We start from the raw sequence: 25,697 nt of genomic DNA on the forward strand, positions 1-25,697 counted from the left end.
CCTTTAAAATAAGGTTTATTCTTCTCGTTAGTGTTGTATATAAATTTACTTAGTTATTAACTAGCCTCATAATATTTCTTTTACATTAAATAGATTTGAAATATTATATAAATTCGCTTCTCACTTACTAGTTAAACTAGACATTTCCATAGATTTTTGCGTACAACGTTTCATAGCTGAAATGATAGCTGTTCTTAAACCTTTTTCTTCTAGCGTTACTACAGCTTCTATCGTCGTTCCACCTGGAGAACAAACCATATCCTTCAATTCACCTGGATGTATTCCTGTTTCCAATACCATTTTTGCAGAACCTAATACAGCCTGAGCCGCAAATTTATAAGCTTGTTTTCTCGGCATACCGCCAAGTACAGCAGCATCTGCCATGGCTTCTATAAACATATACACATATGCTGGAGAAGAACCACTAATAGATGTAACAACATCCATTAGTTTTTCATTTATGACCTCCGTCTGGCCGAAAATATTAAATATGTTCAGTACCTCTTTTATATCTTTTTCTGTAACCATTTCATTAAAACATAACGCAGACATTCCTTCTCCAACAAGTGCCGGTGTATTAGGCATTACTCTAACAACTTTCAACTTTCTACCAAATTCATTCTCAGTGCTCTTAATACTTTTTCCTGCAGCAATAGTTACAACGATTACATCATTTTTTATTTGATCTTTTATTTGGTTAATTACCGATGAGTATAAATCTGGTTTGATTGATAAAATTAAAATGTCAGCGCTGTTAGCGACTTCATTGTTGTTAGTAGTTATAGTTATGCCATATTCATTACTAGCATTTTTTAAATTAATGACATTTAAATCTGAACAAATTATTTGATCTGGAGAAACTATATTTTTTTTAATCATCCCACCTATCATAGCAATACCCATGTTTCCACATCCGATAAAACCTATTTGTTTATTCATAATAATTTGCTCTTGCTCCTTCTACTCTAAATTTTATTGATTTTGAAATTATTATTCTAAATAAGGGCTATTACAATTACTTGATTTATCAATAGAATTTCAAAATTCTCCTTCCTATATAGAGCTTACATATACCTCTAATAACTTCTTTGCTTTCGCTGAATTTTGAGGTGTGAGTCTTACTGCCCGGCAAATAGCGGGATAAAATCATTTCTTTAATCTATAATAAGAAGGACATAAAAAAACAAAAAGTTACAAAAATTTTCAAATTAAAACTTTTATAACTTTTTGTTTTGATTCAAATATAATTTCAATTAAGGTATCTCATCGTTTTAAACTTGACGCTCCATAATCTTGTATAGTTACATTTATATGATATTTAATCGGTACTTTACTAAATGTTTGATCCCAATCTTTTTTGACTTTCTCCCATGTTCTCGGGTGTTTAATTCTTAATTGGTTGCCAAAACCCGCAATATCGACTTGATATTCTTTTTGTATTTTTTTTGTAACATGATGTACTAAGTGCTTTACTTCTTTTTCAATAGCTTTTTCTTCCTTTTTTAAAAATTCATTTTCAAAATCTTTTCCTGATTGCATCCAATTTTCAGACAAACGCCCTTCTGATTCAATGTTTACATCAAAGGAAATATTATTTCCGTTAACATGTGGTATGATTTTGCTTTTTATTGACTTTATTTCGTATATAATGAGTTTCTTTGATTCTTTATCAAAAGTTTTTACCACACCACCATTCCTTTTTCCGTTTATCCATACTACTCCTTCCAATTCCTGTTCATTTAAAAAGCCCATCAACTTTTTTGTCTTCCCTTTAATTACAGCAGCTCCTGCAAATTTTGTTTCCCCTTTTATCGAGATTACATTTTGCAAAAGAAAACTGGATCCTGACCGCATCTTTCCTTCCAATTTAGCGAGCGATACAGGAGGTAAAATCCTTGTTGTTCTATTTCTATTATCTGCAATTCCAGACAAACGAAATGCTGGAATTTCTCCTTTTTTGTTTGATTCCAGTACCTCCTTCGCTAGCCCCTTGCTAATTAAGAGCATACAGCTAAGCCGAACTTCATTGTCACGGAGATACTGTTCAAGTAATTGTTCTAAACTGTATGTACGTACAAGACTATCACTAATAACAATGTTTTTTAAATGTGGGCTGAACATTGTGCTCTCTCTTTTCAATGAAAACTCACGAACAATTTGATGAATGGAATCACCTGTCTCAGAAACATTAATATAACGTTTTTGTTGTCCATTTCCTTTACTTTGTGCTTGCGAACTAACAATTTGATAAGTAGCTGTTATAAGATTTCTTTTAGGATAACCTCCTTCCTCATCTTCTTTCTCAATTGTTGAATTCTTCCCTTTATCTAGTGCTATACCTGCAGTTAAACTCAACTCTTCTACTTCTTTACTGCTCCAACATCCTGTTAAAAATAGAAGCAAAAGCGTCCATAACAAAGCAAAATAGAGCCGCATATAATTAAATTTATTTTTCACACTACTCCTCCTTTTAATCGCGTAATAATAAGAAGAAGCAGTGGCAGTAAACCAAATAAAAATAAAGCAGCATTACCGAGCATATCCCCCAATTTAAGCAAGTCATTTATATTTTTCGAAGTCATAGCAATGATGTAAATGATTGGAATCAAAGCAAAAATAAACGGATGAATACTCTTTTTAAAGAGTTGCGCTAATCCTAATGCAGCTGCATAATAACTAATCGTATAGGTAGCAAATATTTGCATAATCCATATTACAAGCAGTAAAGATTCAAAACGTTCAAATATCAATCCAGAAATTTCAAAACTGCGCATAAGGTCAATTGTCGGCCATGTTCTTGTTACAACCCCATCAATTGATAATGCACCAATGACCATTACAACAGTTATTACATAAAAGATTAACGGAATAGAAATTCCAACTAAAATAGCTTTTACTGCTTTATTTCGTTGTTCCATAAATACCAAAAGAATTAACATAATTTCAGGACCTGTATATGCGAGAGACGTTGTTTTTATCCCATCTAATACTGGTTTAATTCCCAAACCTAATACGGGACGGAGATTATCTATCTCGAATATTCCGATGCTCATAAAGGAAATGATTAAAAAAATAAAAACAGTAATAGGAAATATTATTTCAAACATCCGTGCAATTGAATTAATACCACTCATAATCAAATAGAGACCTATCCACATAAAAGGCATAACAATAGCCCATGTGGGGGTTCCTTCGAGCAAAAAAAAGCTTATTACTTCTGCCATTGAACGAATTTGAAATGCTGAAGTTGTAAGAAAATACCCTATAATAAGAAAACTAAGCAACCTGCCTATCCATTTCCCTACAATATCTTGACTGTATTGGTAAAATGTTTTTTCTGGAAACTGCTGACTTAATTTGACCATAATTACTCCTGAAACCATTGCCAGTATTCCACCTAATATCACACTTATCCATACATCTGGTGTTTTCACTTTTTCCACAGATGCTCTAGGCAGAGTGAGAATTCCTGTCCCAAGTATGTAATTTACAATAATAACAACTGCCTGTGAAGTTGTTATTCGGTCTTTAAGTTTAGTAATCACTGAAGGCCACTTCCTTTCGTCATCAGCTACCTTTTGCGGATATTTTTTTGGGTATGCATTATTTTTGGTCGACGTCTCATTATTTTTAATGGCATGCGAACCATAAAATCTTTCCAGTCACTGAATCGATATGGAACAGCAGGACTGGTATAAGGAACGCCAAAACTTTTCAGTTTCACTAAATGACTGCAAAGTAAAAGAAAGAAGAGAATAACTCCATACAAACCAAATATCGCAGCACAAAACATAGCTACAAAACGAAGAATGCGTAACGTAATTCCTACACTATATTGTGGAATAGTAAAAGAAGAAATAGCTGTTACCGCAACAACGATAACCATTATTGGACTAACAATTCCTGCTTCTACGGCAGCTTGACCAATTATTAAACCGCCCACAATTCCCATTGCAGGTCCAATCGGTTTAGGCAGACGTAAACCTGCTTCTCGCAAAACTTCGATAGCTACTTCCATAATTAACGCTTCTATTAAAGCGGGAAAAGGAACTCCTTCTCGCGATCCGATAATAGAAATAGCGAGCTTAGTGGGAATTAATCCTGGATGAAATGAAATAAAAGAAATATACAGTGCTGGAGCAAATAATGAAACAAAAGCTGTCATGAAGCGTAATAAGCGGAGAAGCGTACCAGGAAGCCACCTTTCATAATAATCTTCTGGTGATTGCAGCAGCATACTAAATGTAACTGGAGCAATTAAAACAAATGGTGTTCCATCTAACAAAATAGCTACTCGACCTTCCATTAAAGCACTAATAACACGATCAGGTCGTTCTGTATTTTGAATCTGTGGAAAAGGACTTAGATAATTATCTTCAATGAGTTGCTCTATATAACCAGATTCGAGTACACTGTCTATGTCAATTTTCTGAATTCTGTTTTTTACTTCATCCACCAATTCTGTACTAGCAAGATCTCTAATAAATGCGACAACTAACTCTTTCTTTGCACGTTCTCCTACTGGTAGCTTTACTAATGATAAGCTCTCATCCGCACAATGTCGTCGCAAAAGTGAGGTATTATCACTTAATACTTCAGTAAAACCGACCCGTGGCCCTCTGACTAATGCCTCCGATACTGGTTCTTCAATGTTTCGTTTATTTGCTTTTGTTGTACCAAGAATAAACACATCTGCTAAACCATCAATTAAAAGAGCTGTTGAACCTATCAATACTTTGGGTATTAAATCTTTTATGTAATGGACTTCTGCTACTTCACTAATTGTAAGAACTTTATTTTTAATATATTCTTTTGAAACAGTCCCCTCCACATAAGAAGTTTCATTTTTATATTCATCAGAAAAATCATCCATTAGTAATTTCATAATATGTTTGTCAATTATCTCTTTATCTGATAGGCCATCAACAAAAACGATCCCAGCCTGAATATCTGTGCGTCCAATATTAAACTTCCGAAAGCGAACATCAGAATTATGTCCGATTTGTTGCTTTATAAGTTCTAAGTTAGAGGCAAAATCATTTGTGAAATGAACGATTGCATTTTGAGAAGGTTTATGCTCTTGTTTCGTTTTACTTTGAATATTATTTTTTTTCACTTGTTTGTCTCTTGACTTCCACCAACTCATTCTTCCCACTCTTTCTCTGACATACGAACCCAATGAAAAACTCTTGAGATAGTATACGGAATTAAAAACAAGATAAAAGCTTGTACAAAGACTTTCCAATCTGGAAGATAAGAAGTAATTATGTTCCACATTTTTATCACCCAATTTATATACTCTGCTAGGATTGAGATTTCTAAAAAACGATATGTACTTAATAAAAAATAACGATAAGATTAAAGAGCAGAAAAGCGAGACATTATGCTTATTTAGTACCAATAACCTAATTAGTATAAAAACATTTCTGACCTAAAATACCATTTCCAATTATAATTTGTTAAATATTATCTCCTTTTCCGTTATTTATATGCCCGCATTTGAATTTCAAATAATATAAGGATCAATGATATTTCCTCTTAAAGAAAAAAAGATGCTAGAAGATAGCATCTTTTTTTAAATTCAACTTACTATGTATTTATATTTTATTGTGAAAATACTCGTTTTTTTTAATGAATATTAATGTTTAAAAAAATAAAAAATACATATTCTTTTGTTCTAAGTTCATACACTTCTACCAAATCGATACGGAATTTTCTGATTTTAAAATCAATATGAAATAAAGGAAAATACTCTCTTAGAAAAACTATATAAAACAAATAACATGAAAACAATTATCAATCTAGCAATTGAAAATAATAATTAGCAAGAGTTTATCATCTTAACTCCAGGTGTATTCGTTTTGCTTCAAAATAAAGAACTTGAATAAATTTTTTCGTATCAATACGAGCAGGTAATGTTGGTTCATTATTCAATTCTGTCATCTTTCTCCTTACGGTAGTAAAATCAAAAAATCTAGAAGCATAATTTTCGAACTTCGGGTTTAAAAAATCAGTAAGTCCAAGGGATGCTAAATGGTTTAATGATTGACAAATAGCTCTCCGAATCCGTTGTTTGGAAGCTTCTATGAACCTTTTTAATTCGGCATCTTCAGCTGAATCCCCAAGTTTTTTTTGAGCCAAATTCATAAAAATCTCTTTTAGTGAGGGAAAGCCTTGTTCCAACGTGTTATCTTGTTCATATTTATATAAATAATCTAGCATATCCATTAAATCTTTACTTCCACTTTCACTGGCTATTCCTAATTCAGACAAAAGAAAATGAATGGAATTTTGAAAATGATTGAAAGTATTTAAATGTTTTTCATTACGGTATTTTTCTTGCACACTTGAATTACTATCCAATTTTAGTACCATATTAAGCGATTCTTGAATGTTTTTTATTGATTTTTCCAAACGAATTCGTTCAATGACTTTCCGAACAACTGTTAATACTTCAATCCGGTTAATTGGCTTAATAATATAGTATTCAACACCAAGCGAATAAGCTTCAGCAATTAATTCTTTTGATTCTACTTGAGAGGCCATGATGATTTTCCCTTTAAACGAAGGCTTTATTTGACGAATTGTTTTTATTCCATCTTGATTCGGCATTAACAAATCGATAAATAAAATGTCTATATTTTTAAGGATTACCATTTGTTGCTCTAAAGATAAACCATCCTCAGCTTCTCCTATAACCTCCCCAAGATCTTCATCCTCGATAATTTGAGCCAACATTGAGCGAACCGCTTTTTCATCATCTACTATATAAAAATACATAGAATCACCCTTTCGAAATTATATGATCAATCCCTAATCTAATTATAAAAATTGATCCTTTTCCTTCGGTTCTGTCCTCAAGCGTAACATCACCTTCAAGTTGTGCGACCATTTCTTTAACATACGATAATCCGATACCTGTCGATGGATTGCCTAAATCATCATATTTAGAAGTAAACCCAGGCTCAAAAATTGAATCTTTATATTTTGAAGAAATACCAGGACCATTATCGCCTATTTGAAATTCAACAAAATGGTGGTCTTTATTAATGACAATTGTGATGGTTCCCATACCTTGGATAGCTTCTACAGCGTTTGTAACGATATTATTTATAATAGATAAGATTGTATAAATATGATAATGAGGATGCACACCATCAATTTTATACACAAATTGGATATCTTTCTCTAACAACTGTGCATATTTCGTATTTGCCCGTATAATGATATTTACTAGTTCATGTACAGACATATAATCTGTAAAACTTTCATCAGAAATTAGTTTTGAAAGTCCCGCAAAAATACGTTGGTTATCCTTTTTAACGTCATGGACCTCACCAGCAATTTGTAATGCCTGTTGCCTTAAATCCTCAAACTGAAAATCCATCTGTTTATGCTCAAAAGAGTCTAAAGTTTTATATAAATCATAGGATTTTTTTGTTATATTCTCAGCATCTTGTAATGTTTTTTTTAAATGAACAGCATCTTCATATAAATTAGAGATGAGCATGAGCATATGTTCATTTTGTTTCTTTATATGTCGCTCCCTTGATTGTGCTTCATACAATTTCATCATATTGAAAAAGCTTAGAACTATAAAACTATGGGAACATGCGATAACAATGATCTCATTTATTGCCTCGGATGTGATCGATGTTTTTAATACGAAATATTGAATCATTAATTCCACACAGTCTGACAGTATTTCAATCATGCAACCAATAAAACCAATCATTAGTGGTTGATGATAAAAACGTTTGATTTTTGCTAAATGAAAGAGATACGAATAAGTAAAATAAAAGAAAAAACTAGGATAGTGAGTATGAAAAGCGGCTAGCCAATCCATATTTTCCTTTATAATGACATCCATTGAGATACGAAATACTACCACGACTATCGCTGTTAAAAAACCCGGTAAAAATGCTGGAACTCGTCGAAACAATAATAAAAAAAAGAAAAATGTTGGTGCACCAAAGCTCATTCTAAATGTTTCATTTAAGGGAAATGACTTTATTTCACCTACTAAGGGTACTGTAAGTATCATTAAAACGAGAATATAGATGTCTTTTTTTACTAAATTACTAAGATTCAAAATAATCACTTCTCACTTTCGCCTAACAGTCAGTATACAAACCTATTTGCATTAATACAATACTTACTCTATTTTTTTCAAAAACTGATAAATAAGTTATAAACGAAAGCATTATAGATTGTGAGTATTCATTACACTCTTCTACTTTAGAAAGATACTTTATAACTCAAAAATGTTCAGACACAATATAAGGTCTGAACACTTTTGGACTCGCTCTAACACCAAAATATCTGTGCTCCTTTTTAAAATATACTTAAATCCCATTCTTTTGCAATATGTTCTAACAACATAATTCCTGGTAAACTATTCCCATACTCATCAATGGCTGGTCCGTAAATACCAATACCACATCCATCTTGAAACGATAAATCCTTCCTAGATTTTGAGGGAACAAGTGTCATAATTCCGCCGGATACCCCACTCTTAGCTGGTAATCCAATGAAAGCAGCAAATTTTCCAGAAGCGTTGTACATTCCACAAGTAAGCATTAAAGCTTTTGTTAACCTAGCTACTTCTTTAGGGAGCACTTGTTCTTTGCGAATAGGATGATATCCATCATGTGCTAGTATAAGCCCTATTAAGGCAATATCTTCTGTATTTATTTCAATCGAACATTGTTTTAAGTAAACCTCTAGTGTCTCCTCCACATCTGATTCTAGAAAACCATTCTCCTTTAAATAGTATGCTAATGCTCTATTACGATGAGCCGTTTCCCATTCTGATTGAAATACTATTTCATTAATAGCGGGACGCTTCTCTATCATTTTTTCAATTAATACGTATAGAGATTCTAATTTTTCTTGCACCGATGTCCCTGGCAAAAGTGAAGCTATCGTAATCGCTCCAGCATTGATCATAGGATTAAAAGGTTTTCCTGGTTTATGTATCTCTAAACGAATAATTGAATTAAAGGCATCTCCAGTTGGCTCTACGTCAACTCGTTCTAATACATAAGAAATACCGCGACTTAAACAAGCGGCTATAAAACCGATTACTTTTGATATACTTTGTAATGTGAAAGGTATCTCCCAATCTCCTGATTTTATCATTGTTCCATCTGGCTTTACTATACAAATACCTAACTGCGATACATTTATTTCCCCCAGAGCGGGAATATAACTGGCGCTTCGTCCCTTAGCTGCATACGCTCGATAATGAGCTACCCATTGATCTAAGCAAACTTTTTCTTGCCCCTCAACTTGAACGCTAGAATCCTTTATCATTTAATAATATTCCCCCGTACTATTAACTTTATATAGAATGATTTTTTCTTTACTATAATCAATAATATTTGCACTAGAACCAAGAAAAATATTCAGACATATTGCAGTCTGAATATCCTTCTTATTACACACTTTTCTTTTTTGAAGTTTTCTCATAACTATCCCAACATTCAATATTTTCAAGTCCTTTAATGTTTTCTTTATAAAAAATAGGATCTTTACCAGCTTTTTTCTGGTTTATATAATCTTGTAACGCCGCAAATGCTACTTTTGAAAGTAAGGTAATAGCAATTAAATTAATAATAACCATAAAGCCCATAAATAAGTCCGCTAAATCCCATACAATTTGAATCTTTGCAACAGAACCAAATACAATCATAGCCAACACACTTATTCTGTATATCATTAACCACACTTTACTTGTATGTAAGAAGCGAATGTTTGTTTCACCATAATAATAGTTGCCAATTAACGCACCAAATCCAAATAAAAAAACAAAGATAGCAAGACAACCCGATGCCCAAGGGCCTATGTGTTCACTTAATGCTGCTTGTGTAAGTGCAATACCATTTAACCCCGGTTGTTTATATGCATCAGACAGCAAAATAATAAAGGCGGTGCTAGTACAAATGATTAGTGTATCCGTTAATACACCAAATGCTTGAATCAGTCCTTGTTTCACCGGATGACTTGTTGTTGCTGTTGCAGCAACGTTTGGTGCACTTCCCATACCAGCTTCATTTGAGAATAAACCGCGTTTAACTCCATTCATAAGTGCTGCACCAATTGAACCGCCTGCTATTTGTTTAAAACCAAATGCGTTTTGAACAATAAGAGAAAGAACTTCCGGCATTTTTGATATGTTGGTAACTACAACAAATAATGCAACTCCAATGTATAATACCGCTAAAAATACCACCTTGTATTCAGCCATTTTTGCAATACGTTGTACACCACCAAAAATAATCGCAGCGAAAGCAATGGCCATGATTATCCCAACTGTTAGACGATCTGTACCAAATGAGTTTTGAAAAGCAATTGTAACTGTATTTGATTGTACTGAATTGAATACAAGTCCAAAAGTAATTGTGATTAAAATAGAGAATAATACTCCCATCCAACGTTTATTCAACCCTTTTTCCATATAATAGGATGGGCCACCGCGGAAACCAGTTTTATCTTTTACTTTATATATCTGTGCTAATGTGCTTTCGACAAAACTAGATGCCGAGCTAATAATAGAAATAATCCACATCCAAAATACAGCTCCAGGACCACCTAATGCAATTGCAATCGCAATTCCTGTAATATTCCCTGTCCCAACGCGGGCTGCCATACCAATACAAAACGCTTGAAAAGGAGAGATTTGATCTTTAGAACCACTTTTCCCCTCCATTAATACACGGACCATCTCTTTTAACATTCGAAACTGTACAAAATTCAATTTAAATGTAAAATAAATTCCGCAAATAACAAGCATAATAATTAACAATTTAGACCATAAAAAATCATTTGTTGATCCGACTAACTCTACAAAAAACCTTTCCATATCATCACTCCACGCCAAAATTTATATATTATAATTTATATAAAATCACCTATATTTCCTGGTATAAATACCTCTTTCATATTCAAATACAACAAGGATAAAAATTTTCTATATTAATCGGATTGGCCTGTTTAAGCAAACAGCACAACATGTAACCGTAAAACTGAAATTTTGAAGTACTTAACGCTTATACAAACGGATGCTCTACCCCTTTCTGCAAACTAATATTTTTATCCACTAACATTGTTGTACTATTATGTTTGTTTCGTTTACCGGTGATTTAAATCATAAAATCAATAGTGATTAACTGGTTATTTGTTAATTTTCTCAAGAACATGGAAATATCTCCTTTCTCACTACTAATCTCAAAAATAGGCTAGATAAAAAATTTATAGAAAAACTATGAAGCGCTTTCAATCTTCAACTAAGAGAAGCTTGTCTTTAATTTATAATTAAAAGTACAGAATGTTACGAAAAAGTACAGATTTTTATAAAAACAAAAAAATATTTTAAGATTTTTCATCTAAAAAAACAGTGAGATTTTGTGAATTTTATACAGTATCCAAACGTCGCGGATGCTGTTCTACCTAACCTCTGACAAGCCTCTATTTTCTTCATAAAAACATGCATATTTTTTCTCTTTTAGAAGTTCATATAAAGTATTTGAAATCAAGAATCAATGGAATATTATAAGAATATTAAAAAAATAAAACATTTAATTTATTTATGTTATCATACAAAAAACATTTGTTTTCTCAATTAATCCCCCTAGTTGGATTCGTCTATATTGCACATATTTACAACATGAAAGACACTAAGAAAAAAAGATTTTGTTGAAGGGATGAAACATTACAAAACTCTTATTTAGGACCTTATGACATCCTCTTTTCTAGCAATATCGAGTTATCCCAAAAAACGTATATTTACTAACATAGATTACAGGTGGTGTATTGTGAAAGAAATAGTATTCGTTCAAAATAAAAAAAGACTCCTTATGAAATTCGAATTTTTAAAAAAGGATTTAGTGCTTACCATTTCACTGATACTAGCAATTGTAAGCTGCTTAATACATTCGCCAAAGATCGAATATATTAACTTTGAAGTGTTAATTAGCTTATTTAATCTGATGGTAGCCATTAAGGCCTTGGAACAGCTAAAGATATTAGACAAACTTGCCGTTGCGATTTTAAATAAATGCAATAACAGCAGGTCAATATCTATTATTCTAATTTTGTTATGCTTTATTTGCTCCATGTTTGTAACAAATGATGTTGCTCTCCTCACTTTTGTACCAATAACACTTGTCATTAGTAAAAAAACACAAATGAACATGATGGATACAATCATCCTGCAGACAATTGCAGCAAACATCGGTAGTAGCTTGATGCCTATGGGAAACCCACAAAATTTATACCTATATTCTTACTATGGAATTAAGCTCATCCCATTTTTAGGTTCAATTCTGCTTTTAGCTGTACTTGGAATTAGTTTATTATTTATATTTACTCAAAAACTTCAAAAAACAGATTTGAAAATAGAACTACCTGTTATTACCGTGAAAAATCGAAAAAAAGCTACCGTCTGGATTTTGATACTTATTACTATCATTGCATCTATTTTTGGTGTTATTAATTATTACATCGCGCTAATAGTCACACTGATAGCAGCATTTACGTTAGATAGAAACTTACTATTTAAGATCGATTACTTTCTTCTAATAACCTTTGTCTGTTTTTTTATTTTTATCGGAAACATTTCCCATTCCGATGCACTGGGGACATTTGCTCGCGCTAATTTAAGAGGAGATACTTCAGTCTTCTTTAGTTCCATATTTTTGAGTCAATTGATTAGCAATTTTCCTACTTCAATTCTTCTATCAAACTTTACTTCTGATTGGAAAGCTTTATTACTAGGAGTAAATATTGGAGGGCTTGGAACAATTATCGCATCTTTAGCCAGTGTAATCTCCTATAAACTATTCATTCAGGCCAATGTTAAAGAGAGTAAGGCATATTTAATTAAATTTAGCATTTACAACTTTTCATTTTTAATCATACTTACATGTATACAATACTTTATCTTTAAATTTCTAAAAATTTTTTAAAAAATTGATTCCTATATTAAAACCCAAATTTCTCAGCATTAAATTGAGAAATTTGGGTTTTAATATAGGTATGTTTAAAGAGCTACAACAAAGTTACCATCAATTTAATATTTTGAGATGTTCCCAAAGCGAAAACCTTTTAGCTTTTACATTATTTAATAGAGTTCGGTTCATTTTTTATGCACTCAGTTATATAATAAATGACTGAATTTATAGGGTAATAACTTTCAATTAATAATAGAAATATAACTTATTACAATGTTATTTCATTTTTGAAGTCCTCTTCACAAAATCTTTAATGTCCCTCAATTTTTTTCCGCTAATATTATCTTTGATCGTTGAATCTATTTCAATTTCTAATTTTGCAAATGCTGCTCCTACACAATTATAGATACTTGATCCAAAAGCAAGATGTCTTGCAGTACCACTAAATGCCTTTTTAATATCAATGTCAGGACGATAAACGGTGAATTTATCAAACCTTTCAAATACGTTAGAGTCACAATTTGTTGCACCAATCATACAGTAGTATCCACATAACTAGTTACATTCTCCTTTTTCTATTGTTAATAGCTTCGTAATAAAAGCTGTTAAACAGCAAAAGTGCGAAGTCTTAAATTAGACTTCGCACCTTATACAAATTTACAATCCGTGACGATACCAACACAAATGCAATACTATATACATAATCACTCATTATATGTGTTGCTCTTTTAATTGGCCAATGTATAAACAAATCCTTTTACTTAGCCATCCTTCATGATTGGCTTGATTGTTTCTAGATACTTAATCCCTCTATACTCATTTCAAGCGGTAATCCATTCCGATGGAAATTACAAATGACAAAATTTATCCGTTTTTCCTACTTGCTAAATTCAGCAAGTAAAATGTTTTTAAAAAATTCCGGGTTATTAATGTTTAAACTGTTCGAATTGATAGCGAGTATATGTTTACCTCCAAGTGTTCCACCAACAAAAGTGGAAAACCCTGGAACGGCCCCCCTGTGTCCCCATACCGAGACACCGTTCGGAAGCTTAATTTCAAGGATTCCAAGACCATATCCGGTTCCCTCTCTATTTGTAGGAACTGTAGTAAGCATTTGTTTTAACTGCTGTTCCTTCAGTAATTTGCCACCTAGTAAGTAAGAGAAGAATTTGCTTAAGTCGTCAGCAGTAGAAATCATATCTCCATCCGAGCTACCTGGGTTAATATAAGTAACGTCTTTTAGCTCACTCGCTCCGTCTAGTTGCAAATAGCCACGGGCATGCTTAGTCCCTGGAATCACGCTTGAATTGCCAGGTAGGAATGTATTTGACAAATCAAGCGGTTCAATAATCCGATTTTCAACCTCTTCGGCATAACTGTTGCCAGTTACTTTTTCAATAAGGATCCCCAGTAATACGTATCCTGTGTTTGAATAAGACCAACCCTTTCCTGGGGCAAAGTCTGGGGGAAGTGAAATCCCCATCTTTACAAATTCTTCAGCCGTATACGATTTTTTTATATCCGTAATATCAAAGTCTTTTGAATTTATATAGTCAGCAATACCACTTGTATGATTCAATATTTGCCGGATAGTAATCTGGTTACCATCATATCCGTTTCCTTGAATCACACCAGGTAACCATTTTTCAATTGAGTCGTCTAGATTCAAACGGTTCTCTCCAGATAATTGAAGTAGAACTGTTGCAATGAACGTTTTCGTCACACTGCCAATGCGAAAGCGAAAATCTGCTTTCATTGGTTTCTTAGTTCTCAAATCCGCTATCCCAGCACTATAACTCCAAGTTTTACCCCCCTTAGAAATTTGAGCGAGTATTCCCGGGTATCCAAGTTGCAGTTCATCTCGCATTGCTTTCTTAACGGAAGTACGATCGCTTTTCGTACTTGTTTGTAACGAACTAGATACATTTTGCGTAGGTTCTGCTTTTACAATTGATGTTGGTGTTATGTATAACAGGGAACTTCCAGCTATTAAAAGTGCTAGACTTGCACATGTAATTTTACTGCGTGTTTTCATAAAGAATTCCTCTCTTCTATTAAAATTGTATAGATAGTTGATAGCAGTGTCATATACGAACCACACAGCTATCCATTCTCCCAATGATGAAAAGGCAACAATGCATTTGCAATCATTGTACTCATTATTTTCACAAAACACTCTTGTTACTGATTGTTATATATAGGCCGTACTTATCCCCCCCTCACGACTCCTTATATTTTTATCCTACACAATGAAAATCTCTTTTTTCTTACCTATTCCTTACAAATTCCTTACATACAAAATCACTTGTACACTAGGGTTGAAGTAGCATCTGTGCCCGAAAGCGCAAAAAACACCGATGCTTTTCGCTTCAGTGTTTTTGCGCTTTACATATTGAAGATTCGTTTTACTCTTAACAGGTTAAACTGCTAATTTTTTCTAATGCGATTATTCTTCTTGCTATATAAAACAAATTTCATTGTGTTATATGAAACACTATGAAATTTGTCATTAAGGCATATTATTCTAAATTTATTGATGTACTTGAGATGGACTCACTTTTTGAATTTGAACAAGTATATCAAACGCTTTACCTAATGATATATCAACAGTTTTTGGTATATCAGGCCCTTCGGTAGTTATTCCAGCGAAAATTGGATGTTGTTCGTGTAACCAAGTTTTTGTCACGCCGTTCGCCTTACGTAAATCAATAAAAAATTGATCTTTTTTGACCTGTCCAAAAATGTAGTTATAACTGTTTGGATCATCCAATTTTAATGTTCCATAGGGGCCAAATTCACCGTCACTATTAATTGGCCACAGTAAGACTTTATTTCAAACCCACAAAAAATAGATTACCTGTACAATAAAAAGTATAGGTAATCTATTTTTTTTTGAGATTAATAAAAACCTAATTTATTTTTTGAATTCTTCCATCAATAATAGACTGAATTGGTTCTTTTGATTTTTTTATATAATCTACTAATGCTTCAAAATCAGTTGGTCCTGTTTCAGCATCTTTACCGTTTTTAAAAGATACAAATCCATCTCCACCTGAAGCTAGAAATGCGTTAGCAACGACGCTGTAAGTTTTCGAAGGAATAATTTCTTCTCCATTTGTTAAGCGAATACTTGTTACTTTTTCTCCATTAGGCTTGTTCGCATCCCAAGTGTATTGGATCCCTGAAATTTGAAGCATTCTTGTTATGTCTTTTTGCCATTGTTGATTTAAAATATCACGAATGTCTTGGCCTGTTAAATTTACTTTTATTAATTGATTTCCGAATGGTTGAATACCATATATCTCGCCCCATGTAATATCACCAGCATCTAAGTCATTACGAATACCACCAGGATTCATAAGTGCAATTTGGGATTGCATTGTTGTACGCTGGGCATCAGCAACTAAATTTCCAAGAGTAGATTCACCAGCCGTATTGAGTTTGCGATCTAGTGGAGCAATAGACTTACCTACAACTTCATTAACAAGAGGTGCGATTTTTGCTTGATATTTCTCCATCTTCTTCTTTATTTTTTTATCAGGCTCCATGCCTTCATGGTAAGTTGTAACAATTTCTGCTTTTTTCTCAACAATATCTTGTGTCTTACGGTCAATCTTTACATCAACATCAGCAAAAGCCATACCATAAGAATTTGCTTGTACGACAAGTTTATTATTAACAGTTCCATTTACATACGTGTGGCTATGCCCACCAAAAATAACATCGACTTCTGGATCAGTCTCATTTGCTAATCGGACGATATCACCATTTGTTACGCCGTTCCCATCTGTTGTACCTCCGTTATGTGCAAGAACAACGATAGATTTAACGCCTAGTTTTTTTAATTGCTTTACGGATTTGTTAATAGCTTCAACTTCATCTGTAATTTCCACATTCTTTAGCATAGTAGGCATAACAAGGTTAGGAACATCCGTTGTTACAACTCCGATAAATCCAACAGGAACTCCTTGTACCTTTTTTATAGTGAATGGTGGTAAAAATAAACGACCGGTGGATTTATTATAGAAATTTGCAGCAACATATGGGAATTTTGCTCCTTTAAAATTCCCTGTTTTCTCATGATATCCACCATAAATAAGGCGGTTCATTTCCGCAACACCTTCATCAAATTCATGATTTCCTATAGTTCCAACATCGAATTTCAAATCATTTAGAAATTCAATCGTAGGTTCGTCTTGTAATAATGCTGAAACAGGAGTACTTGCTCCAACAACATCGCCAGCATGTACCTTTAATGTATTCGGATTTTGTTTTTCACGATCACGTAAATAAGCCCCTAAGTACTCAATTCCCCCTGCATCTTTATTGTTAATTTTTTTTACAGTGTCTAGTTGCCCATGAAAATCGTTAATACCGAGCATTTGCACATCTATGTAGCGGTTTGGTTCTGTACTCGCTTGGATTGAAGGCGCAGCAAATACACTAGTAAAAGTAACTGTACTTAATGCTAAAGCAACTGGAATGATTTTTTTCAACATAAAATTTCTCTCCCCTAATTAAAATCTGACATAATACGATGTTATTTTAATATATTAAGAGAATTATTTCCATAAAAATTCTACCAATTATAAAAATTAATAAGATTTTATTGTTTTCTGACAAGATATTTTTTCCTCAAAAAAATGTATATTTCTTTGTTTTGAGGAAGAAATATTATCTTGATAGTAATATAACAATACTTCTAAGAAATCTAAAAAACTCTAATCAATACATTTTAGCTGTTAAGAAGAATATTCAATCCAAAACTAATGGCGATTTATTAACCTAACATCTCAATATCAATATTTAAAAAGATGCTCCTGGATTTATCCAAGAGCATCTTTTATAAAGCTTTATTTTAACTTATTTATAATGTCTCAATTAACAATTATATAGTTGTAATCAGTCCTTTAAAAATGATAGGAGTGCTTCATTAAATTCTTTAGCATGCGTTGCATTGAGCCCATGTGGACCACCCTTTATTAATGCTACTTTAGAATTAGGAATTGCTTCATGTGTTAATTTCCCACTATATTCATATGGTACAGTTGCATCTGAATCACCATGAATGACAAGGGTAGGTATATTAATCTTGGCTAAATCGCTTCTGAAGTCTGTTTTGCTGAAAGCAGCGATACAATCTAATGTTCCTTTAGGTGATGCACCCGCAGCGATATCCCTATTGTAAAGTCGAAATGGTTCACTAACTAAGTCAGTTCGATCTCCAGCAGCAAAAAAACCTTTCGTAAACTCATCAAGGAATGCTATGCGATCACTTTTCACTCCATTTTCAAATCCTTGAATTGCTACATCATCTAATACACCCTCAGGATGATCTGCTGACTTGTAAAGGAATGGTGGTACAGCTCCGGCAAATACAGCCTTCTCTATTCTATGGGTTCCATATTTCCCAATATACCGGGCTACTTCGCCTCCCCCCATAGAAAAACCAACAAGTGTGACATTTTGAAGCTCTAAATGTTCTAATAGTTGATGTAAATCAGAAGTAAAGGTATCATATTCATACCCTTCCCACGGCTGAGATGATTTTCCAAAGCCTCGACGATCATATGTTATAACTCTGTATCCAGCCTCAACAAGAGCGGGAACTTGATATTCCCAAGATCGACCACTTAACGGCCAACCATGAATGAGTACAACTGGTTTTCCTATACCATGATCCTCATAATATATCTCAATTGGTGCTTGATTTTCGGTTCCTACAGTAATTTTTGCCATTCTCCTACCTCCTTTAATATGTATCCTTTTCTTCAATAATTCGGATGAATCTCATAAGCTATTCATGCACGTTTATGTTGTGAACTCTAAGTATGAAACTCTATTGTTCCAATGCATTTTTTCTCCGTTTGGAACAATCCCCCCTCTAATACCTTTTTCATCATAAAATAATTACTGAACATTACTCATATTCAATTGTAATAACAAAAATAGGTGACTATCAATATTGTTCTATCTATAGGATGTATAGGTAAAACCAATCTATTTTATAGTGAAAACAACTATAGTTACGACCTATACAAATTATAGATAATTTAGAATTGATTAATGAATCAGTTTTCAAATACTATAAATTTGTATAGCACTTCATGTTCTGTGAATGCTGCTATAACCAATATTATTGGTCAGCTTAGTTATAAACGAAGAAACTTATGATAGTATTCGACTATTTAAACTTTCTTCGATTACTTAATTTTTAGGAGGAATACATAATGACTGATCTCTATTCTCGTATTAACAAAGATGATGCTGTCGTGCTTTTAGTAGATCATCAAACTGGTCTTATGTCCGGACTAGTACGTGACTATGGTGTTGATGAATTCAAGAACAATGTTTTAGCTCTTGCTCATACTGCTAAGTTTTTTGATTTACCAGTTATTTTAACAACAAGTTTTGAAAACGGACCTAACGGACCTTTAATGCAAGAATTGGTTGATCTCTTTCCTCATGCACCAAAAATAGCTCGACCTGGACAAATTAACGCATGGGATAATGATGATTTTGTAAAAGCAATCGAAGAAACTGGAAAAAAGCAAATTATCATCGCCGGCGTAGTTACGGACGTTTGTGTTGCTTTCCCTGCACTTTCCGCTATAAAAGCTGGATATGAAGTATTTGCTGTTACTGATGCTTCAGGTACTTTCAATAAACATGTTGCAGATGCTGCAAATACTCGTATGGCACATAGTGGTGTGCAACTTATGAACTGGTTTAGCGTAGCTTGCGAATTACAACGCGATTGGCGCAACGATGTCGAAGGTTTTGGCAATTTGCTTGCTAGCAATCTTCCAGGCTATCAAAATATAATTGGAAGCTATATGGGCGCACAGCGAGATCTTAGTAAACAAAATGCATAAATGTATTTCAAGGAAATAGCTTTAAATCACTTTTTAAAAAATGGATAGTATACATTTAGTGCTGATTAAATCAGCACTCTCTTTTTAATTAACAGAAAAAACATTATTTTCAATAATATTGATTTTAAACAATTAAAAAAGGAGCGTTTTATTATGAGTAATTTAGAATTGTTAAATCCGGAGAACAGTGCCTTAATTTTGATTGATTTTCAGCCTCAAATGACTTTTGGAGTTGCAAGTATTGATAGACAAACATTGATTAATAACGTTATGCTGCTTGCTAAATCAGCAAAAACTTTTAACGTACCTACTATTCTTACTACAGTTGAAACACGCAGCTTTTCTGGTTATTTTTGGCCGCAAATTCTTGACATATTCCCAAACCATGAAATTATAGAACGCAGTTCAATGAATTCTTGGGAAGATCCAAAATTTGTTGAAGCAGTTAAAGCAACAGGTAGAAAGAAATTAATATTTGCAGCACTTTGGACTGAAGTTTGCCTTGCATTCCCTGTGCTTGAAGCAATTAAAGCTGGCTATGAGGTGTATGCAGTTGATGATGCTTCAGGTGGTACTAGTTTGACAGCACATAACGCTGCTATGCGTCGTGTAGAACAAGCTGGTGCAATTCCAGTGACAGCAATTCAAGTTTTACTTGAATACCAACGTGATTGGGCACACAAAGACACTTATGATGCTGTAATGGAGATTGTAAAAGAACACACTGGCGCTTATGGTCAAGGTGTAGAATACGCATATACTATGGTTCACGGCGCGCTTCCAAGCAGAAAAATATGAAACTAGAAGGAGTAGCTGTCGAAGAGACTCATACAGAGAACACAATGGATGCTGCTAATCCAGTAACAACGATTGTTACATGGGAAATTCAACAGGGTAAAGAAAAACAGTTTGAAACATGGAGACATGAAATTGAGGCTGCGGCTACTAAATTCCCAGGACATTTAGGTGTAAATCTAATAGTCCCAAGTAACGAATCCAGAGAGTATACTGTTATTTTTCGCTTTGATACGTATGAGCATCTACGTGCTTGGCAAGAATCAGATGTTCGCCGGGATTTGTTAAAAACGGCCGAGCAATTTCAAGCCACTAATCCAACTTACAAAACTGAAAGCAGTTTGGCTTATTGGTTTGTTACTCCGAAAACGCCAGTTCCACCGCCAAAATGGAAAATGTCTATCGTTACCCTTTTGGGTGTATGGCCTCTTAGCATGTTAGTTCCTAAATTGATAGGACCTATTATAAAACATATGAATCCTATTATGTCAGCTTTTTTTGTTTCTGTATGTATAGTGTCCTTGCTATCATGGGTAGTCATGCCGATTTTCGGTAAATTATTTCATCCATGGTTACAAAATAATAGAAAGTAGACGAGGTGTGAACATGACTTTACCGGATATGATCTTATATAACGGAAAAATTACTACCCTTGACCCTTCTCAACCTGAGGTATCTGCTATCGCCATAACTGATGGTTTAGTCACTGCAGTAGGTGGAGATGAGCTTCTTAATAGTGCCACGGAAAAAACAAAGAAAATAGACCTTAAAAGAAAGAGAGCTATTCCAGGCCTGAATGACTCTCATATACACGTTATTCGTGGTGGTCTACATTATAATATGGAATTACGTTGGGAAGGCGTGCCATCACTTTTTATTGCTCTAGAAATGCTCAAAGAACAGGCAAGGCGTACACCTGCTCCTCAGTGGGTAAGAGTAGTTGGAGGTTGGTCTGAATTTCAATTTAAAGAGAGACGGTTGCCAACTTTGGAAGAAATTAATGCCGTTTCTGAACACACTCCTGTCTTTGTGCTACATCTTTACGATAGAGCACTTGTAAATCGTGCAGGGCTGCATGCACTGGGATATACGAAAGATACACCAGACCCTCCAGGCTGCTTAATTGAGCGGGATAAACGAGGTAATCCAACAGGCCTTTTAATTGCGAATCCTAACGCTTCTATTCTTTATTCAAGTTTGGGTAAAGCACCAGTACTTAATTTTGACGACCAGATTAACTCAACTCGCCATTTTATGCGCGAATTAAATAGATTAGGTATTACAAGTGCTATTGACGCAGGTGGTGGATTCCAAAATTATCCGGATGATTACAAAGTTGTTGAACATTTAGCCGAGAAGGAACAATTAACTTTGCGTATTGCTTATAATCTATTTACGCAAAATCCAAATCATGAATATGAAGACTTTGCTTCATGGGCAAAAATTGTTTCTCCAGGTCAAGGAAGTGATAAGTATAAAATGAATGGTGCCGGAGAGATGTTAGTATTCTCAGCAGCCGATTTTGAAAAATTTCAAATGCCACGGCCTGAACTAGCTACGATGATGGAAGCTGACTTAAAGAAAGTAATTTCTCTATTGGTGGAAAACCGTTGGCCCTTCCGTTTACATGCAACTTATGATGAGTCAATCACACGTTTCTTAAATGTATTTGAGGAAGTTAACAGTGAAATTCCTTTTAATGGTCTACGATGGTGGTTTGACCATGCAGAAACAATCTCAGATCGTAGTATGGAACGTGTTAAGGCTTTAAATGGCGGTATTGCCATCCAAGACCGCATGGCTTTTCAAGGTGAATACTTTGTTGATTTATACGGAAAGGAAGCTGCAAAGCGTACTCCTCCGATTTATCGTATGTTAGACCTTGGTATACCTGTTGGCGCCGGTAGTGATGCAACTAGGGTTTCCAGCTATAACCCTTGGGTTGCCCTTTACTGGATGGTTGCCGGAAAAACCATTGGTGGGCTTTCCATATACGATGAAAAAAATAAACTTGATAGAAAAGTAGCCCTGGAATTATATTCAAAAGGAAGTGCGTGGTTCTCTGATGATGAAGGTAAAAAGGGAACCCTGGCAGTAGGTCAGTTTGCTGATCTTGCTGTATTGTCTGCTGACTACTTTACTGTGCCAGAAGAAGAAATCAAAAACCTTGAATCATTACTCACCATTATGGGTGGGCAGGTTGTTTATGGAAATGATGAATTTAAAAATTTATCACCTGAATTGCCGCCAGCATCACCTGATTGGTCACCGACGGGCGTTTATGGTTATGGTGGTGCTAACCTAGCCAACACTATACTTTCCCACGATTCCCATGATAACAAGTTACATAGTTGCAGTAACCCTCTCCATCAACACACTCATACCGTAATAGGAAAAGATGGAACTACATGGGGTATCGGTTGTACTTGCTTTGCTTTCTAAGTCAAAACCACCGGTATAATGCCGGTGGTTTTCTTTCTGCAATAAGGGTATGTAGATTCGAAATAGCATTGTATATCCCTACATGGAATGTGTTACTATGCGATAAGACCGAAGAATTGATTGATTAACTTAACTTGTTTTTGATAGCCTTCTCTCCTTGCAAAGTCTGTCCTTTTTTCCTTAATTAAAAGTCAATGGTATCCCCCTCTTGATCGACTACACCACACATATAAATCCACTGCCCTTTGACTTTAATATAGATCTTAATTTTTCAATTGTTACACTAGAATCATTATTATTTCTATTACACTGATACTTTTTGCGAATCATTTAACTTCTGCATAAAGATACGTGCTGCAAAACTTAAAAATTTATCATCAAAGTGAATAAGATTAATATCTTGGCTTGGTGTTGGATCAGTAATACGAACTATGCTCAAAGTATCATTATTAACAAAGTTAACCAGTGAAAGAGGTATTATGGCAACCCCATGTCCATTGTATACAAGGCTCAATAGAGAAATAGAAGATTTTGTTTCTATATTTGCTTCAGATAAAGATAACCCTAAACTCTCACAATATATCTTAATAGATTCACGACAACTACATGAAACCATTATTCTACTCAGCCCTACTAATTCTCGAAAAGAAACAAATGATTTTTCATTCAAAGGATGATTTTTTGGAATTACAAGGACGAGCTCTTCACTATACAAAAGGGTGCTTGTTAATATGTCTGGAATTTGAGCACTACGTGTAATCCCGAAATCAATATTTTTGTCAACGATTTGATTTACAGCAACTTCGGATTCTATAATCTTTACTACAATGTTGGGATAATGTTGTTGAAACTTCATAATATAAGGTGTTAAATAAGTGAGATCCTCTAATAAACCTCCTATAGTAATCACACCTCTTTTTACACCCTTTAATTCAAAAATTTCATTATACACGTCATCAAATTGTTGCATGATAAATTTTCCTTTATCAAATAGCAGCTTACCCGCTTCTGTCATTTTGATACCTCTTCCAACTCGATGAAACAAGGGTGTATCAAGTTCCCCTTCTAAAACACGGATTTGTTGACTTAAAGTCGGCTGTGAAATACCTAGAACTTCCGCAGCTTTAGTGAAACTATTATTATTACAAACTTGAATAAAATACTCTAAATGACGTAATTCCATTCTTGATACCCACTCTCCGCTTTATGAAAGATTTATAATTTAAAGGACGATATGTATACGTTAACATAACAACTTTATTTCATGCTATACCAATTGAAATTACATGGTTTATTCATTTTGTATTATAATAAATTTACTACCATTTATTAATTTTTCCTCCTATTTATTTAAATTAGATTTAATTAGGACATTACTAATTCGAGATATATTTCTAAAAATTTATAGTTCGAGTGCATAATACCCTAATTTTTTCAACTTTTCGATTATCATTTTTTTCTCAATATAGTCCAAACCACCAAATATATGCCGAATCGCCTCTTTATGCTGAGGAAAAATACTATCCATTAACTGAATACCATCTGAAGTAATTGACGCATACGTGACACGGCGGTCTTTTGGACATGGTTTTCGTATTAAGAACCTCTTCTTTTCCAACTTATCCACTACATACGTGATACTACTACTTGCAAGTAATATTTTCCCTCCAATTTTTTGTATAGGCTGATCGCCTTTACTATATAGTAGCTCAAGCACTGCAAATTCAGTTGGATTAAGTCCATAACTTTTTATATCCTCTTCAATACGCTTAGTAATTGCCTGTGCTGCCCTTGATAATGTAACAAATAACTTTAAAGATAAGCTCTCATCATTAATCACACTCATAATTACCAATCCTTTACAAGTTATCTTGAATTCGAGATTTATTATATTATCGTCGAAATATTATGTCAATAATTCATTTTAGTTTTATTAAGCCCCTTATCATTTATTTCTCAACATAAGAAATATGGAACTAGAAGAAAAAATTGTTAATATATAAGTATCTCAATTACGTTATTTCTTTTAAAGAGAGCTTGTATTCTAACGCAAGTTCTCCTTTTTTATATTCTAAATTGAATCCGGACAAAGTTCACATATTGAGTCTGCCCATGTATATGCTATAGTTTTTAAACAAAGATTAGAGCCCTCCTACAAGAAGGAGAGCTCTAATCTTTCATATAAATATTCACAATTTTTATCATTGCGGGGACATCAAAACTTTAACTTGATAGGGATATGGCACTACCCCATCGCTATCAAGCTAAGACCATAAAACGTTAATTATAATAGAGGTTGTTTCTTTTTTTTAAAAGCTACGTGTAGGGAATTTAAAGATTTGCATACGAAATAAACCCTAATGGGTTTCAATTTTTTGATTTAAGCCGCTTGATTATCAAACATGGTACAATTGTAAATGACACCTAATATATCAAAGACTGTTTTCTTCTCATATCGATGAGATTTTCTCCCGTTTTGCTGTAGGAGGTTGAACAGGCGAATTAAAATCTTTGATAGCTCTTGGGTGTCTTTCTTACGATTAGTCAACTGTTTTTTAGAGCTATAATTGATTGGATTCCAGAAATTTCAAGCCGAATAGAATGCAAACCAAATACCCCTAATATGTGTTCA

The 25,697-nt window shown here is 33.7% G+C and carries 19 protein-coding genes and 2 pseudogenes; 5 read left to right on the forward strand and 16 right to left on the reverse strand.

Annotated features, from left to right (window positions below):
* Nucleotides 1–120: 120 nt before the first annotated feature.
* From proC to MR167_RS13580, 8 genes are all read right to left on the reverse strand, one after another.
* Nucleotides 121–939 carry a pyrroline-5-carboxylate reductase gene (gene proC, locus MR167_RS13545; RefSeq protein ID WP_001041290.1) on the reverse strand — a complete coding sequence of 273 codons (819 nt, stop codon included), beginning with the start codon at nt 937–939 and terminating at the stop codon, nt 121–123.
* A gap of 324 nt (nt 940–1,263) precedes the next feature.
* On the reverse strand, nt 1,264–2,457 hold the full coding sequence (locus MR167_RS13550) for a Ger(x)C family spore germination protein (RefSeq protein WP_242314819.1): 1,194 nt from the start codon (nt 2,455–2,457) through the stop codon (nt 1,264–1,266).
* Nucleotides 2,454–3,545: a spore germination protein gene (locus MR167_RS13555; protein WP_000628928.1), complete on the reverse strand. Its 1,092-nt coding sequence runs from the start codon at nt 3,543–3,545 to the stop codon at nt 2,454–2,456. Before MR167_RS13555 ends, MR167_RS13550 begins: the two co-directional genes overlap by 4 nt.
* Nucleotides 3,546–3,571: 26 nt before the next feature.
* Nucleotides 3,572–5,146 (reverse strand): spore germination protein, encoded by a 1,575-nt coding sequence (locus tag MR167_RS13560; RefSeq protein WP_000119224.1) that lies wholly within the window; start codon nt 5,144–5,146, stop codon nt 3,572–3,574.
* A 689-nt stretch (nt 5,147–5,835) separates the two neighbouring features.
* Nucleotides 5,836–6,780, reverse strand: coding sequence for a response regulator (locus MR167_RS13565; protein WP_242314821.1), 945 nt, complete (start codon nt 6,778–6,780; stop codon nt 5,836–5,838).
* 4 nt (nt 6,781–6,784) lie between these two features.
* Nucleotides 6,785–8,101, reverse strand: coding sequence for a sensor histidine kinase (locus MR167_RS13570; protein ID WP_242314822.1), 1,317 nt, complete (start codon nt 8,099–8,101; stop codon nt 6,785–6,787).
* A 233-nt stretch (nt 8,102–8,334) separates the two neighbouring features.
* A complete protein-coding gene (gene glsA, locus MR167_RS13575; RefSeq protein WP_000588648.1) occupies nt 8,335–9,315 on the reverse strand; it encodes a glutaminase GlsA in 981 nt (326 codons plus the stop codon).
* 124 nt (nt 9,316–9,439) lie between these two features.
* On the reverse strand, nt 9,440–10,864 hold the full coding sequence (locus tag MR167_RS13580) for an alanine/glycine:cation symporter family protein (RefSeq protein WP_000439283.1): 1,425 nt from the start codon (nt 10,862–10,864) through the stop codon (nt 9,440–9,442).
* A 952-nt stretch (nt 10,865–11,816) separates the two neighbouring features.
* On the opposite strand from MR167_RS13580, the gene MR167_RS13585 reads away from it, so the two are divergent.
* Nucleotides 11,817–12,968 carry an anion transporter gene (locus MR167_RS13585; RefSeq protein ID WP_000659287.1) on the forward strand — a complete coding sequence of 384 codons (1,152 nt, stop codon included), beginning with the start codon at nt 11,817–11,819 and terminating at the stop codon, nt 12,966–12,968.
* A gap of 261 nt (nt 12,969–13,229) precedes the next feature.
* On the opposite strand, the gene MR167_RS13590 is transcribed toward MR167_RS13585, so the two are convergent.
* The 5 genes and pseudogenes from MR167_RS13590 to MR167_RS13610 all read right to left on the reverse strand — a co-directional run bounded on the left by MR167_RS13590 (nt 13,230) and on the right by MR167_RS13610 (nt 18,692).
* The gene (locus MR167_RS13590) at nt 13,230–13,490 is read right to left on the reverse strand and encodes a hypothetical protein (protein ID WP_000578627.1); all 261 of its coding nucleotides are present in this window, start codon (nt 13,488–13,490) and stop codon (nt 13,230–13,232) included.
* Between the two features lie 340 nt (nt 13,491–13,830).
* Nucleotides 13,831–15,054, reverse strand: coding sequence for a serine hydrolase domain-containing protein (locus MR167_RS13595; RefSeq protein ID WP_015945838.1), 1,224 nt, complete (start codon nt 15,052–15,054; stop codon nt 13,831–13,833).
* A gap of 429 nt (nt 15,055–15,483) precedes the next feature.
* Nucleotides 15,484–15,762 (reverse strand): annotated as a pseudogene (locus tag MR167_RS13600) (erythromycin esterase family protein); the annotation flags it as partial.
* Between the two features lie 100 nt (nt 15,763–15,862).
* Nucleotides 15,863–17,452: a bifunctional metallophosphatase/5'-nucleotidase gene (locus tag MR167_RS13605; protein ID WP_000913771.1), complete on the reverse strand. Its 1,590-nt coding sequence runs from the start codon at nt 17,450–17,452 to the stop codon at nt 15,863–15,865.
* Between the two features lie 403 nt (nt 17,453–17,855).
* A complete protein-coding gene (locus MR167_RS13610) occupies nt 17,856–18,692 on the reverse strand; it encodes an alpha/beta fold hydrolase (RefSeq protein WP_001074304.1) in 837 nt (278 codons plus the stop codon).
* A gap of 491 nt (nt 18,693–19,183) precedes the next feature.
* Here MR167_RS13610 and ycaC point away from each other — a divergent pair, with 491 nt between their 5' ends.
* The 4 genes from ycaC to MR167_RS13630 all read left to right on the forward strand — a co-directional run bounded on the left by ycaC (nt 19,184) and on the right by MR167_RS13630 (nt 23,065).
* Nucleotides 19,184–19,828, forward strand: coding sequence for an isochorismate family cysteine hydrolase YcaC (gene ycaC, locus MR167_RS13615; RefSeq protein ID WP_242314824.1), 645 nt, complete (start codon nt 19,184–19,186; stop codon nt 19,826–19,828).
* Between the two features lie 153 nt (nt 19,829–19,981).
* Complete coding sequence (locus MR167_RS13620; RefSeq protein ID WP_000067162.1) at nt 19,982–20,626, forward strand: hydrolase; 645 nt, start codon at nt 19,982–19,984, stop codon at nt 20,624–20,626.
* Nucleotides 20,623–21,216, forward strand: a complete 594-nt coding sequence (locus tag MR167_RS13625) for an antibiotic biosynthesis monooxygenase (RefSeq protein WP_000763041.1) — start codon at nt 20,623–20,625, stop codon at nt 21,214–21,216. Before MR167_RS13620 ends, MR167_RS13625 begins: the two co-directional genes overlap by 4 nt.
* A gap of 13 nt (nt 21,217–21,229) precedes the next feature.
* On the forward strand, nt 21,230–23,065 hold the full coding sequence (locus MR167_RS13630) for an amidohydrolase (protein WP_000174494.1): 1,836 nt from the start codon (nt 21,230–21,232) through the stop codon (nt 23,063–23,065).
* A 304-nt stretch (nt 23,066–23,369) separates the two neighbouring features.
* On the opposite strand, the gene MR167_RS13635 is transcribed toward MR167_RS13630, so the two are convergent.
* From MR167_RS13635 to MR167_RS33680, 3 genes and pseudogenes are all read right to left on the reverse strand, one after another.
* Nucleotides 23,370–24,248 (reverse strand): LysR family transcriptional regulator, encoded by an 879-nt coding sequence (locus MR167_RS13635; protein WP_000423185.1) that lies wholly within the window; start codon nt 24,246–24,248, stop codon nt 23,370–23,372.
* A gap of 219 nt (nt 24,249–24,467) precedes the next feature.
* Nucleotides 24,468–24,911 carry a MarR family winged helix-turn-helix transcriptional regulator gene (locus tag MR167_RS13640; protein ID WP_000111431.1) on the reverse strand — a complete coding sequence of 148 codons (444 nt, stop codon included), beginning with the start codon at nt 24,909–24,911 and terminating at the stop codon, nt 24,468–24,470.
* Between the two features lie 534 nt (nt 24,912–25,445).
* Nucleotides 25,446–25,601 (reverse strand): annotated as a pseudogene (locus MR167_RS33680) (IS4 family transposase); the annotation flags it as partial.
* Nucleotides 25,602–25,697 lie beyond the last annotated feature (96 nt).

Source organism: Bacillus cereus group sp. BfR-BA-01355 (genome assembly GCF_022663675.1).
In the GTDB taxonomy this organism is placed as follows: domain Bacteria; phylum Bacillota; class Bacilli; order Bacillales; family Bacillaceae_G; genus Bacillus_A; species Bacillus_A thuringiensis_S.

Excerpts from the sequence above, each read along its gene's own strand:
- proC (WP_001041290.1), bottom strand. The coding sequence starts at position 939 with ATGAATAAACAAATAGGTTTTATCGGATGTGGAAACATGGGTATTGCT.
- MR167_RS13560 (WP_000119224.1), bottom strand. The coding sequence starts at position 5,146 with ATGAGTTGGTGGAAGTCAAGAGACAAACAAGTGAAAAAAAATAATATT.
- MR167_RS13565 (WP_242314821.1), bottom strand. The coding sequence starts at position 6,780 with ATGTATTTTTATATAGTAGATGATGAAAAAGCGGTTCGCTCAATGTTG.
- glsA (WP_000588648.1), bottom strand. The coding sequence starts at position 9,315 with ATGATAAAGGATTCTAGCGTTCAAGTTGAGGGGCAAGAAAAAGTTTGC.
- MR167_RS13580 (WP_000439283.1), bottom strand. The coding sequence starts at position 10,864 with ATGGAAAGGTTTTTTGTAGAGTTAGTCGGATCAACAAATGATTTTTTA.
- MR167_RS13590 (WP_000578627.1), bottom strand. The coding sequence starts at position 13,490 with ATGATTGGTGCAACAAATTGTGACTCTAACGTATTTGAAAGGTTTGAT.
- MR167_RS13605 (WP_000913771.1), bottom strand. The coding sequence starts at position 17,452 with ATGTTGAAAAAAATCATTCCAGTTGCTTTAGCATTAAGTACAGTTACT.
- MR167_RS13610 (WP_001074304.1), bottom strand. The coding sequence starts at position 18,692 with ATGGCAAAAATTACTGTAGGAACCGAAAATCAAGCACCAATTGAGATA.
- ycaC (WP_242314824.1), top strand. The coding sequence starts at position 19,184 with ATGACTGATCTCTATTCTCGTATTAACAAAGATGATGCTGTCGTGCTT.
- MR167_RS13620 (WP_000067162.1), top strand. The coding sequence starts at position 19,982 with ATGAGTAATTTAGAATTGTTAAATCCGGAGAACAGTGCCTTAATTTTG.
- MR167_RS13625 (WP_000763041.1), top strand. The coding sequence starts at position 20,623 with ATGAAACTAGAAGGAGTAGCTGTCGAAGAGACTCATACAGAGAACACA.
- MR167_RS13630 (WP_000174494.1), top strand. The coding sequence starts at position 21,230 with ATGACTTTACCGGATATGATCTTATATAACGGAAAAATTACTACCCTT.
- MR167_RS13635 (WP_000423185.1), bottom strand. The coding sequence starts at position 24,248 with ATGGAATTACGTCATTTAGAGTATTTTATTCAAGTTTGTAATAATAAT.
- MR167_RS13640 (WP_000111431.1), bottom strand. The coding sequence starts at position 24,911 with ATGAGTGTGATTAATGATGAGAGCTTATCTTTAAAGTTATTTGTTACA.